The organism is Fulvimonas soli (assembly GCF_003148905.1).
Classification (GTDB): Bacteria; Pseudomonadota; Gammaproteobacteria; order Xanthomonadales; family Rhodanobacteraceae; genus Fulvimonas; species Fulvimonas soli.
Map to the genome: position 1 here is coordinate 279467 of NZ_QGHC01000004.1, position 12050 is coordinate 291516.

The 12050-nt window shown below is 70.9% G+C and carries 13 protein-coding genes; 9 read left to right on the forward strand and 4 right to left on the reverse strand.

From position 1 onward, the window contains the following. Positions 1–6 precede the first annotated feature (6 nt). Positions 7–354, forward strand: coding sequence for an arsenate reductase (glutaredoxin) (gene arsC / locus C7456_RS06900; protein WP_109723001.1), 348 nt, complete (start codon positions 7–9; stop codon positions 352–354). Between the two features lie 184 nt (positions 355–538). On the opposite strand, the gene C7456_RS06905 is transcribed toward arsC, so the two are convergent. The 3 genes from C7456_RS06905 to C7456_RS06915 all read right to left on the reverse strand — a co-directional run bounded on the left by C7456_RS06905 (position 539) and on the right by C7456_RS06915 (position 3517). Then, positions 539–1336: an amidohydrolase gene (locus tag C7456_RS06905; RefSeq protein WP_109723002.1), complete on the reverse strand. Its 798-nt coding sequence runs from the start codon at positions 1334–1336 to the stop codon at positions 539–541. 2 nt (positions 1337–1338) lie between these two features. After that, entirely contained in the window at positions 1339–2484 is a 1146-nt protein-coding gene (locus tag C7456_RS06910) for a pyridoxal phosphate-dependent aminotransferase (protein WP_109723003.1), read from the reverse strand. A 64-nt stretch (positions 2485–2548) separates the two neighbouring features. Further along, entirely contained in the window at positions 2549–3517 is a 969-nt protein-coding gene (locus C7456_RS06915) for a LysR substrate-binding domain-containing protein (protein WP_109723004.1), read from the reverse strand. Between the two features lie 115 nt (positions 3518–3632). Here C7456_RS06915 and C7456_RS06920 point away from each other — a divergent pair, with 115 nt between their 5' ends. The 8 genes from C7456_RS06920 to C7456_RS06955 all read left to right on the forward strand — a co-directional run bounded on the left by C7456_RS06920 (position 3633) and on the right by C7456_RS06955 (position 10544). Then, positions 3633–4217, forward strand: a complete 585-nt coding sequence (locus C7456_RS06920; RefSeq protein ID WP_109723005.1) for an FMN-dependent NADH-azoreductase — start codon at positions 3633–3635, stop codon at positions 4215–4217. 128 nt (positions 4218–4345) lie between these two features. Then, complete coding sequence (locus tag C7456_RS06925; protein WP_109723006.1) at positions 4346–6028, forward strand: amidohydrolase; 1683 nt, start codon at positions 4346–4348, stop codon at positions 6026–6028. Between the two features lie 650 nt (positions 6029–6678). After that, positions 6679–7011, forward strand: a complete 333-nt coding sequence (locus C7456_RS06930; RefSeq protein WP_109723007.1) for a hypothetical protein — start codon at positions 6679–6681, stop codon at positions 7009–7011. A 4-nt stretch (positions 7012–7015) separates the two neighbouring features. Then, positions 7016–7390 (forward strand): GntR family transcriptional regulator, encoded by a 375-nt coding sequence (locus tag C7456_RS06935; protein WP_109723008.1) that lies wholly within the window; start codon positions 7016–7018, stop codon positions 7388–7390. Further along, positions 7387–8244 carry an ABC transporter ATP-binding protein gene (locus tag C7456_RS06940; RefSeq protein ID WP_109723009.1) on the forward strand — a complete coding sequence of 286 codons (858 nt, stop codon included), beginning with the start codon at positions 7387–7389 and terminating at the stop codon, positions 8242–8244. The genes C7456_RS06935 and C7456_RS06940 overlap by 4 nt, the downstream gene beginning before the upstream one ends. Continuing rightward, positions 8241–9197, forward strand: a complete 957-nt coding sequence (locus tag C7456_RS06945; protein WP_109723010.1) for a hypothetical protein — start codon at positions 8241–8243, stop codon at positions 9195–9197. The genes C7456_RS06940 and C7456_RS06945 overlap by 4 nt, the downstream gene beginning before the upstream one ends. A gap of 23 nt (positions 9198–9220) precedes the next feature. Then, entirely contained in the window at positions 9221–9928 is a 708-nt protein-coding gene (locus C7456_RS06950) for a YggN family protein (RefSeq protein WP_109723011.1), read from the forward strand. Positions 9929–10022: 94 nt separating this feature from the next. Next, entirely contained in the window at positions 10023–10544 is a 522-nt protein-coding gene (locus C7456_RS06955) for a YggN family protein (RefSeq protein ID WP_139942941.1), read from the forward strand. 30 nt (positions 10545–10574) lie between these two features. Here C7456_RS06955 and C7456_RS06960 read toward each other — a convergent pair whose 3' ends face one another. Further along, positions 10575–11972 carry a class II fumarate hydratase gene (locus C7456_RS06960; RefSeq protein ID WP_109723013.1) on the reverse strand — a complete coding sequence of 466 codons (1398 nt, stop codon included), beginning with the start codon at positions 11970–11972 and terminating at the stop codon, positions 10575–10577. Positions 11973–12050: the final 78 nt, after the last annotated feature.

The window sequence follows — 12050 nt, forward strand, 5'->3', positions numbered from 1 at the left end:
ACGGCCATGGCCGTCCGCATCTACCACAACAGCCGCTGCTCGAAGTCGCGCGCCACGCTGGAGCTGCTGCAGGCGCGCGGCGTCGCCTGCGAGGTGGTCCACTACCTGGAGACGCCGCCCGGCGCGGCCGAGCTCAGGGAGCTGCTGGGCCTGCTCGGCATGGCGCCGCGCCGGCTGCTGCGTACCGGCGAGGACGAGTACGAGGCGCTGGGCCTGGACGATCCCGCGCTGGACGACGAGGCGATCATCGCGGCGATGGCCGCCCACCCGCGCCTGATCGAGCGCCCCATCGTGGTCGCCAACGGCAAGGCCGCGATCGGCCGGCCGCCCGAGAACGTGCTGGCGATCCTCTGACCTTCTCCCTCTCCCCTCCGGGGAGAGGGTCGGGGTGAGGGGTCGCTCTTGCGACACCCTGTCCCATCTGCGCCCGGTCGTTGTCATCAGCGCGCGGAAGGCCACTGCCCCGGGCTCCACCGCAAGCCCCGGCCCCTCACCCTAACCCTCTCCCCGAAGGGGAGAGGGAATCAAGGTCGCGGGATCAATCGACCAGGGTGAAATCGTCCGCGTCCATCCACGCCGGGAAGCGCTCGCGGTGCGCCAGCAGCGGCGCGGGGTCGAGCGTCACCGTCACCACCTGCTCCTGCGGCCCCAGCTCCACCAGCGGCTCGCCCACCGGGTCGAGCACGGCGCTGTCGCCCGCGTAGGGCAACTGGTTGCCGTCGACGCCGACGCGGTTCACGCCGATCACGTAGCTCAGGTTCTCGATCGCCCGCGCGCGCAGCAGCGTGCGCCAGGGCTGCCGGCGCGGCGCCGGCCAGTTGGCCACGAAGATGGCCAGGTCGTAGTCCATGCCGCCCGCCGCGCCTTCCAGCCGGCGGTTGCGCAGCCACACCGGGAAGCGCAGGTCGTAACAGACCTGCGGCAGGATGCGCCAGCCCCTCAGCTCCGCCACCAGCCGCTCGCGGCCGCCGCCGTAGCGCGTGTGCTCGCCGGCCATGCGGAACAGGTGGCGCTTGTCGTACTGCGCCAGGCCGCCGTCCGGGCGCGCCCAGACCAGCCGGTTGTACACCGTGCCGCCCTCGCGGATGGCCAGGCTGCCGCACAGCACCGCGCCGGTTTCCCGCGCCAGCGCGCGCATCCACGCCACGCCCTCGCCGTCCATCGTCTCGGCGCTGGCGCGGGTGTCGTTGCTGAAGCCGGACAGGAAGGTCTCCGGCAGCACGACCAGGTCGCTGCGCCCGGCGCCGCGCACCAGCGCGCCGTAGTAGTCGCGGTTGGCCGGCGCGTCGTGCCAGCGGGTCGCGCCCTGCACCAGCGAGACGGTCAGCGGCGCCATGCTCACAGCCGGCACAGCCGCTCCGCGGCGGCCTCCATGGTGGCGTCGCTCTTGGCGAAGCACAGCCGCAGCAGGCGCGCGCCCGGCGGCGTCTCGTAGAACGGGGCGAGCGGGATCGCCGCCACGCCGCCCTCCTTCACCAGCCACTCGCTGAAGGCGAGGTCGTCCTTGTCGCTGATGGCCGAGTAGTCCACCAGCTGGAAATAGCCGCCCGGCACGTCCAGCAGCTTCAGCCGCGAAGGCGCCAGCAGCGCGCGGAAGCGGTCGCGCTTGGCCTGGTAGAACGCCGGCAGCTCCAGGTAGTGCTCCGGCGCGCTGGCGAGGAACTCGGCGAACGCCGCCTGCGCGGGATGGAAGGTGCAGAAGGTGAGGTACTGGTGCACCTTGCGGAACTCCGCCGACAGCGCCGCCGGCGCCACCGCGTAGCCGACCTTCCAGCCGGTGCAGTGGTAGGTCTTGCCGAAGCTGGACACCACGATGCTGCGCGCGGCCAGCTCCGGGTGGCGCAGCACGCTCTGGTGCGGCGCGCCGTCGTAGACGATGTGCTCGTACACCTCGTCGGACAGCACCACGATGTCCGTGCCGCGCACCACCGCCGCCAGCTCGTCCAGGTCCGCCGCCGACAGCACCGCGCCCGAGGGATTGTGCGGGCTGTTGACCAGGATCATCCGCGTGCGCGGCGTGACGGCGTCGCGCACGCACTGCCAGTCGATGGCGAAGTCCGGCAGGGTCAGCGGGATGTGCACCGCGCGCGCACCCTGCAGCTCGATCGCCGGCTCGTAGCTGTCGTAGGCCGGGTCGAACACGATCACCTCCTCGCCCGCGCGCACCGTGGCGGCGATCGCGGCGAACAGCGCCTCGGTGGCGCCGGAGGTCACCGTGACCTCGGCGGCGGGGTCGAGCTCGCGGCCGTACAGCCGCCCGGTCTTGAGCGCGATCTGCTCGCGCAGCGGCGCGGTGCCGATGCCCGGCGCGTACTGGTTCTTCCCTTCGGCCATCGCGCGGGCCAGCGCCTCGCGCAGCGCCTCGGGCGGCTCGAAGTCGGGGAAGCCCTGCCCCAGGTTGACCGCCTTGTGCTCCAGCGCCAGCTGGCTCATCACGCTGAAGATGGTGGTGCCCACCTTGGGCAGCTTGGTTTCGAGGTTCATCGAGTGGCCGTATGGATGTCCAAATGCGAAGCCTAGCACGCGCGCCGCGCCGACCGACACGCCGCTAGGCGATCGCCGCCAGCGGCCGCGTCTTGCACTCCTCGTGCTTGCGGCGCGCGGCATCGGGTAGGCGCTCGGCCAGGAAGTCCACCAGCGCGCGCACGCCCGGCAGCATGCCGCGCCGGCTGGGGTAGACGAAGTGCATGGTGCCGTCGGGCACGCTCCAGTCCGGCAGTACCACCTCCAGCTCGCCGGCGGTGATCGCCGGCGCGCAGACGAACTCCGGCAGCAGCGTCACGCCCATGCCGCGCCGCGCCGCCTCCAGCAGCACGGCGAACTCGCCGGTGATCAGCCGCGCGCCCATCTCCACCGGCACGCGCGCGCCCTGCGCGTCGATCAGCTCCCACACCTGCGCGCCCTCGTGCTCCTGCGAGGTCAGCGCCGGCAGGCGCGACAGCTCGGCCGGGGTCTGCGGCCGCCCCAGCCGGTCCAGCAGCGCGGGGCTGGCCACCGCCAGCACGCGCGACTGGCCGAAGGTGCGCACCACCAGGTTCGCGTCGGTGTCGAGCCGGTTGCGCACGCGGATGGCGACGTCGATGCCCTCGCCCACCACGTCCACGCGGCGGTTGCTGGCCAGCACGCGCACCTGCACCTTGGGGTACTGCTCCATGAACTCCGGCAGCACGTGCGCCAACACGGTCTGCGCCAGCGCCACCGGACAGCTCAGGCGCACCACGCCGCGCGGCTCGGCGCGCAGCTCGTCCACCGCCTCCTGCGCCGCACGCGCCTCTTCCAGCATCGCGCGGCAGTGGGCATAGAAGCGCTCGCCTACTTCGGTGACCGCGAAGCGGCGGGTGGTCCGCTGCAGCAGGCGCACGCCCAGCCGCTCCTCCAGCTGCGCGATGCGCTTGCTCAGGCGCGACTTCGGAATGCCCAGCGCGCGGCCGGCGGCGGAGAAGCCGCCGTGCTCGACCACCGCCGCGTAGAAGTACAGATCGTTGAGATCCTGCATCGCGCCTTCGATAGCGACCATGACTGTTTCCAAGCAGAAACGACCAGTTCAATTCTAGCCGACTTATCGCGGGATTGTTGCCCGTCTATCGTGTTTCCCAACACCGGCACCGCCGGGCCTGATCGGGAGGAACGCGATGAAACTGCTGCATATCGATTCCAGCGTGCTGGGGGGCCACTCCGTCTCGCGCGAGCTGACCGCGCGGATCGTCGCCGAGCTGAAGCGTGCCGATCCCTCGCTCGACGTCGCCCACCGCGACCTCGCCGCGCAGCCGCTGCCGCACTGGACCCCGGTGGCCGACGCCGCCGATCCGCTGGCGCTGCTCGGCAACGAGGTGCTGGAGGAATTCCTGGCCGCCGACGTGATCGTGCTCGGCGCGCCGATGTACAACTTCAGCATCCCCAGCCAGCTCAAGGCCTGGATCGACCGTATCCTGGTCGCCGGCAAGACCTTCCGCTACGGCGCCAACGGCCCCGAGGGCCTGGCCGGCGGCAAGCGCGTCATCGTGGCGTCCAGCCGCGGCGGCTTCTACGGCGAGGCCTCCGGCCGGGCGGCGATGGATTTCCAGGAGAAGTACCTGAGCGCCGTCTTCGGCTTCATCGGCATCGCCGACGTGCGGTTCGTGCGCGCCGAGGGCGTGGCGGTGAGCCCCGAGCACAAGACGCAGGCGCTGGCGTCCGCGCGCGACGCGATCGGCGCGCTGGCCGCCAGGGCGGCCTGATCCTTTCCCCCGCAAGCGGCCGCCGTCGCCCCCGTGGCGCGGCGGCCGTTCCCTTGGCGCCGTCCCGGCGCTGGAAATGCGGCGGCGCTCCCGACACACTGCGGCTTTCGTTCCCGCGGAGTCCGCCCATGAAAGGTTCGTCGCGCCTCGCCGCCGCGCTGTCCGTGCTGGCCATGCTGGCCGCCCCGGCGGCGCCGGCCGCCGATCTGCTGGTCCGCCACGTCAACGGCTACACGCTCGACGGCCAGGGCAGGCTCCACCGCTTCGACGCCATGCTGGTGGACCACGGCAAGGTGGTCGCCACCGGCACCGACGCGGAGCTGTCCCGGCAGGCGGGCCAAACCCAAGTGCTCGACGGCCATGGCCGTACCCTGCTGCCCGGCCTGATCGACGCCCACGGCCACGTGCTGGAGCTCGGCTACGCGCGCAACCAGGTCGACCTCGCCGGCTCCGCCTCGCTCGCCGACGCGCTGGCGCGGGTGAAGCGCTACGCCGCCGCGCACCCGGAGGCGCCGTGGATCCTCGGCGGCGGCTGGAACCAGGAGATCTGGAAGCTCGGCCGCTTTCCCACCGCCAGGGAGCTGGACGCCGTGGTGGCCGACCGGCCGGTGTGGCTGAGCCGCGTCGACGGCCACGCCGCCTGGGCCAACAGCGCGGCGATGCGCGCGGCGGGCATCACGCGCGACACCAGGGACCCGCCGGGCGGCCGCATCGAGCGCGACGCGCAGGGCAACCCCGCCGGCGTGTTCGTGGACGGCGCCACCGCGCTGATCGAGGCCAGGCGGCCCGCGCCCACGCCCGGGCAGATGGCCGGCGCGCTCGACACCGCGCTGGCCGAGCTGGCCAGCGTGGGCCTCACCGGCGTGGACGACGCCGGCATCGACCTGGCCACCTACCGGCTCTACCGGCAGTACGCCGACGCGCACAAGCTCACCGCGCGCATCTACGCGATGATCCGCGGCACCGAGGCGGACTTCGACGCGATCAGCGCCGACGGCCCGCTGGTCGGCCACGCCGACGACACCCTCACCGTGCGCGCGGTCAAGCTGTTCGCCGACGGCGCGCTGGGCAGCCGCGGCGCGGCGATGCTGCAGCCCTACTCCGACGACCCGGGCAACCGCGGCCTGCTGTTCATCCCGCCCGACGGGCTGGCCGCGATGATCGGCAAGGCGCTGGGCAAGGGCTACCAGGTGGCGATCCACGCGATCGGCGACCGCGCCAACCGCGAGGTGCTGGACGCCTATGCCGCCGCCTACAAGGCGCACCCGGACGGCATCGCGCTGCGCAACCGCGTCGAGCACGCGCAGATCGTCTCGCCCGAGGACATCCCGCGCTTCGTGCCGCTGCACCTGATCGCCTCGATGCAGCCGACCCACGCCACCTCCGACATGAACATGGCCGAGCAGCGCATCGGCCGCGCGCGCATGGCCGGCGCCTACGCCTGGCGCACGTTCCTCAAGCAGGGCACGGTGATCGCCGGCGGCTCGGACTTCCCGGTGGAATCGCCCAACCCGTTCTTCGGCATCTATTCGGCGGTGACCCGCCAGGACCACCAGGGCCAGCCGCCCGGCGGCTGGTATCCGCAGCAGAAGATGACGGTCCTCGAGGCGCTGCGCGCCTTCACCCTCGACGCCGCCTACGCCTCGCACGACGAGGCCGCGCGCGGCACGCTGGAGCCGGGCAAGTGGGCCGACTTCATCCTGGTCGACCGCGACATCATCGCCGGCAACCCGGCCGACATCTGGAAGACCAAGGTGCTGGAGACCTGGGTGGGCGGCAAGCGCGTCTACCAGGCCGCGGGGCATCCCTGAGAGCCTGTTCGAGAAGAGTGCCAGGAAGGCCGGCGGGATGAAGCGTGGGCGGGTGGAGGCGGCGTTCGCCGTTCTTGTTCTTCCTTCGCCCCGCGTGCGTCTCCGGTCGGGCGAAGCCGCGCCCGATCACCCGGCGCAGGGGCATGGCCTCGACGGGCCTGGCAGCGGGGCCGTTGGCGATCCTGCGTCAGGCTGATCGCGGCCGGAGGCCGCTCCCACGAGGCTTGCGAGGTTCCCTGTGGGAGCGGTCTCCGGCCGCGATGCTTGAACCATCGCCCCACTCACGCCCCACTGTCGCGGACCGACGTCGACTCCTTCGCCTCCCTGGCCTGCGCGCGACCGGCTCCCGGCGGGCACAGGAAGATCGTAAATAGGCGCTAAGCACCCGTTGACGGCATTCTGCCGCCCACCTCCGGCTTGCCGGGAGCCATCCACGCGCCATCCGCCGCAGCCCATGGCGCCAGCACGGCGACGCCCTCCCCTCGCCATGAATCCTTATCTTTCATGCAGTTGCGGCGCCTTTCCAAGGCGCGCCGCAAGGCCGTGGCGGCGCCTAGGCCATCAGTCATGGCCGGCTTCGATTGACAGTTTTCGATTCGGTGTTATAGTTCACTACAACACTGGTCAACGAGGTCACTAGGAGGCCCGTCATGAAAGCCCAGAACGTCAACCTGGTCGCCCTGGCCGCCGCCGCGCTGTTCACCGCCACCGGCCTGGCCGCCCTGCACACCCGCGTCCCGGTCGCCCCGGTCAGCGAGATCAACGGCGTGAAGGTGATCGACCTGGCGCCCGTCATGGTCCGCCCGAACGCCGAGGAAGTCCGCGCCGCCGCCCTGCTGACCGACGCCGGCGTGGCCAGCGCGATCGCCGTGCCGGCGATGTCCGGCAGCTCCGCCAGCAACGTCATGCGCCTGCTCGGGCAGCAACTGACCATGCCCTACTATTCGTTCGGCACCAAGTTTGCCCGCAGCAACAAGGAATAACCGTATGACCATCGCCTGGAACGACAGCGTCCCGATCTATCGCCAGCTGCGCGAGCGCGTGGTGGCGATGATCCTGGACGGCGCCTTGAACGAAGGCGACCCGCTGCCGTCGGTGCGCCAGGTGGCGGCGGATTTCCAGATCAATCCGCTGACCGTATCCAAGGCCTACCAGGAACTGGTCGACGATCAACTGGTTGAGAAACGAAGGGGGTTGGGCATGTTCGTTACCGATGGCGCGCGCGAGGCGCTGCTCAAGTCCGAGCGCGAGCGGTTCCTGCGCGAGGAGTGGCCGGCGCTGTACGCGCGCCTGCAGCGGCTCGGCCTGGACCTGAAGACGCTGCTGCGCGAAGCGCCCGACAGCACGGAGAAGCAGCGATGAGCGCGATCGTCACCGCCAGGAACCTCGGCAAGCGCTACAAGAACACCGTGGCGCTGGACCACGTGAGCTTCCAGATCGAGTCCGGCCGCATCGTCGGCCTGATCGGCCCCAACGGCGCCGGCAAGACCACCGCGCTGAAGGCCATCCTCGGCCTCACCGACTTCCAGGGCGAGCTCAACGTGCTCGGCCTCGACCCGCGCACCCAGCGCGACAAGCTGATGGAGCAGGTCTGCTTCATCGCCGACGTGGCGGTGCTGCCGCGCTGGATCCGCGTGCGCGAGGCGGTCGACTTCGTCGCCAACGTGCACCCGCGCTTCAGCCGCGCCAAGTGCGAGGCCTTCCTGGCGCGCACCAAGCTGACGCCGGACATGCGCGTCAAGCAGATGTCCAAGGGCATGATCGTGCAGCTGCACCTGGCGCTGGTGATGGCGATCGACGCCCGCCTGCTGGTGCTGGACGAGCCGACGCTGGGCCTGGACATCCTCTACCGCAAGCAGTTCTACCAGAGCCTGCTGGAGGACTACTTCGACGAGCACAAGACCATCGTCGTCACCACCCACCAGGTCGAGGAGGTGGAGAACATCCTCACCGACCTGATGTTCATCCGCGACGGCAAGGTGGTGCTGGACACCGACATGGAATCGCTGGGCGACCGCTTCGCCGAGGTGATGGTGGGCGCCGACCGCGCCGCCGCCGCGCGCGCGCTCAAGCCGCTCGACGAGCGTCAGGTGTTCGGCAAGAGCATTTTCCTGTTCGACGGCGCCGACCGCGCGACGCTGGAGGCGCTCGGCGAGGTCCGCCGCCCCTCCGTCAGCGACCTGTTCGTCGCCACCATGAAGGGAACCTACGCATGAAGACCTTCTACTGGCTGGTCAAGCGCGAGTTCTGGGAGAACCGCGGCAGCTTCCTGTTCGCTCCCGTGATCTGCGGCGGCGTCGTGCTGCTGCTCACCCTGATGGGCGTCATCGCTGGCGAGGTGTTCCGCAGCCGCGCGGGCGTGCACGTGTCCGGCATGGATTTCGCGCAGCTGCGCTCGCACCTGGATGCCGGCGACCTCGACAAGTTCAGCATGGCGCTGGACATCACCATGCTGGTACCGAGCATGCTGATCGGCCTGGTGCTGTTCTTCGTGGTGTTCTTCTACTGCACCAACACCCTGGCCGACGAGCGGCGCGACCGCAGCATCCTGTTCTGGAAGTCGCTGCCGATCTCCGACCGCGCCACGGTGCTGTCCAAGGTCGTCTCGGCGGTGGTGGTGGCGCCGGTGATCGCCACCCTGGCCGGCATCGCGGCCGGGCTGGCGCTGCTGGTGCTGCTGGCGATCGCCGCGTCCTTCCACGGCGTCAACCTGTGGGAGATGCTGTGGAGCCTGCCGCATCCGCTGCGCATCACCGCCCACCTGCTCAGCAACCTGCCGCTCTACGTGGTCTGGTCGCTGCCCACGGTCGGCTGGCTGATGCTCTGCTCGGCCTGGGCGCGCAGCAAGCAGTTCCTGTGGGCGCTGGCGCTGCCGATCGGCAGCGGCATCCTGGTCGGCTGGTTCGGCCTGATGGACCTGTTCCACCGGGGCACCCTCTGGTACTGGAAGAACATCGTCGGCCGCCTGCTGCTCAGCGTCTTCCCCGGCGGCTGGATGCCCGACCACGCCCTGGGCATGGCCATGGGCGGCGCCGACGCCAGCCGCATGTTCGTCTCGCTCACCGACTACTCGCTGCTGCTCACCCCGCCGTTCCTGATCGGCGCCGTCGCGGGCATCGTGATGATCGCCGGCGCCATCTGGCTGCGCCGCTGGCGGGTCGACGGCTGACCCGCGCATCACAGGAGGACGCCATGAAACCCTTCGCTTTCAACGCACTCGCCCTGGCCCTGCTGCTGCCGCTGGCCGCCTGCAGCCAGTCCGGGCAGACCGACACCCAGCCGGGCGCCGCCGACGCCGTGGCCCAGGCGAGCAAGGAGGCCGACAAGGAAGTGCCTCCGTCGATGATCTCCGGCGAGATCCGCAAGGCGATGGAGGCGGCCAAGAAGGAGCTGGCGACCAAGAACATCGACATCCGCCACGTCCACGTCAACCACCACGGCAAGCATGACGACGACGAGCAGGACCCGCGCCCCAAGGCCGAGATCACCCCGCAGGGCGACCTGCTGATCGCGGGCAAGCCGGTGCCGGCCACGCCGGAACAGCATGCCCTGCTGCTGGACTACCGCCAGCAGATCGTCGGCATCGCCGAGGCCGGCATGGACATCGGCTCCCACGCCGCCGACATGGGCGTCGACGTGGCCAAGGAAGCGGTGTGGGGCGCGCTCACCGGCAAGAGCGACAAGGAGATCGAGGCGGCGATCAAGCCGCAGACCGACAGGATCGAGGCCGCCGCCGCCGTCCTGTGCCAACGGATGCCCGGCCTGCTCTCCGCGCAGCAGAAGCTGGCCGCGGCCATGCCGGAGTTCAGGCCCTACGCGACCATGCAGCAGAAGGACGTCGACGACTGCGGCAAGAAAACGGCGGACAAGGACGACCGTCCGGAAGACCGCCGCAACTGACGGATGCCCGGCGCGCCACGGACGGTGCCATCCGCCGCCGGCGCGCGAACTCCTGCAAGACCCCGACGCTACCGACACCCACCCTGGAGCCCAGATGGCACGCCACTTCCTCGCACCCATGCTGCTCGCGGCCACCCTGCTCGCCGGCTGCAGCGGCCTCGGCGACACCAGCATCGCCAACGGCGGCATCGTGCTCGACCACGGCGAAATCACCCTGCACGCCAGCGACGCGCCGGCGGCGACCATCGACGCCGCCGGCACGCTGCGCATCGACGGCAAGGCGGTGGCGCTCGCTCCCGACCAGCGCGCGCTGCTGCTGCGCTACTACCAGGGCGTGCGCGCGGTGCGCGAGCACGGCATCGCCACCGGCAAGGCCGGCGCCGCGGCCGCGGCGGCATCGCTGAAGGACGCCGTCGCCGGCGGCAGCGCGGCCGGCGACAAGGCCGCCGACCGCGCCGACCTGGTGACGCGGATGGCGACGCGCATCTGCCAGGACCTGGCCGAGGTGAAGGCCGCGCAGGACGCGCTGGCCGTCCAGCTGCCCGCGTTCAAGCCCTACGCGAACATCCTCGACGAGGACAAGGACTGCCACGACGACGGCAAGGCGGCGCCGTAGTCCCGCGCCGCCCGCGACCCGGCGGTGGGTTCAGCCCCCGCCGCCGCCCTCGCCGTGGATGCCGCCGCGGGTCAGCGCCATCGGGTCGAGCAGCTTCTTCAGCTCCTCCCGCGGCAGGCCGGTGGTCTCCAGCGCCACGTCCAGGATCGGCCGCTTCTCCTTGTAGGCGCGCTTGGCGGTGGCCGCGCCCTTCTCGTAGCCGATCACCGGGTTGAGCGCGGTGACCAGGATCGGGTTCAGCGCCAGCGCCTGGTTGACCCGCTCCTTGTTGACCTTGAAGCCGGCGATGGCCTTGTCGGCCAGCAGCCGCGAGACGTTGGCGAGCAGGCCGATCGACTGCAAGAGGTCGTAGGCGATCAGCGGCAGCATCACGTTGAGCTGGAAGTTGCCGGACTGACCGGCCACGGTGATCGCCGCGTCGTTGCCGATCACCTGCGCGGCCACCATCGCGGTGGCTTCGGGGATCACCGGGTTCACCTTGCCCGGCATGATCGAGGAGCCCGGCTGCAGCGCCGGCAGCTCGATCTCGCCCAGGCCGGCCAGGGGCCCGGAGTTCATCCAGCGCAGGTCGTTGGCGATCTTCATCAGCGCCACCGCCAGCGTCTTCAGCGCGCCGGACAGCTCCACCGCGGCGTCCTGCCCCGCGATGCCCTCGAAATAGTTGTCGGCCGACTCGAACTTCGCCCCGGTCAGCCGCTTCAGCGCCTTCGCCACCGCGGGGCCGAACTTCGGGTCGGCGTTGATGCCGGTGCCCACCGCGGTGCCGCCCTGCGGCAGGCGGCGCATGCGGCGGAGCGCGTCCGCGATGCGCTCCTCGGCGGCGGCGATCTGCGCCGACCAGCCGGACAGCTCCTGCCCGAAGGTCACCGGCATCGCGTCCATCAGGTGCGTGCGGCCGGTCTTGGGCACGTTGCGCAGCTCGCGGGCGCGGCGGTCGATCGTCCTGCGCAGGTGCTTCAGGGCGGGCAGCAGTTCCTCGCTCGATCCCAGCACGGCGCTGACGTGGATCGCGGTGGGGATCACGTCGTTGGAGCTCTGCCCGTAGTTGACGTGGTCGTTGGGATGCACCCTGCCGCCGGCCCTGGAGGCGATGTGGGCGATCACCTCGTTGGCGTTCATGTTGGTGCTGGTGCCCGAGCCGGTCTGGAACACGTCGATCGGGAACTGGTCGTCGAACTGGCCCTCGGCCACCGCCAGCGCGGCCTTGCGGATCGCCGCGGCCTGCCCCTTCTTGAGGTAACCGAGCTGCAGGTTGGCCTCGGCGGCGGCGGCCTTGATCAGCCCCAGCGCGCGGATGAAGCCGCGCGGCAGGCGCAGGCCGGAGACCGGGAAGTTGTCGATGGCGCGCTGGGTCTGCGCGCCGTACAGCGCGTCGGCGGGCACCTTCAGTTCGCCCATGCTGTCGTGTTCGATGCGGAAACCGCTCATTGCGAGACTCCTTCAAGCCGGGGATGGCAGGGAACCGGCCAAGCGTAGCGCGATGGCCGGCCTCGCGCCCGCGCCCGC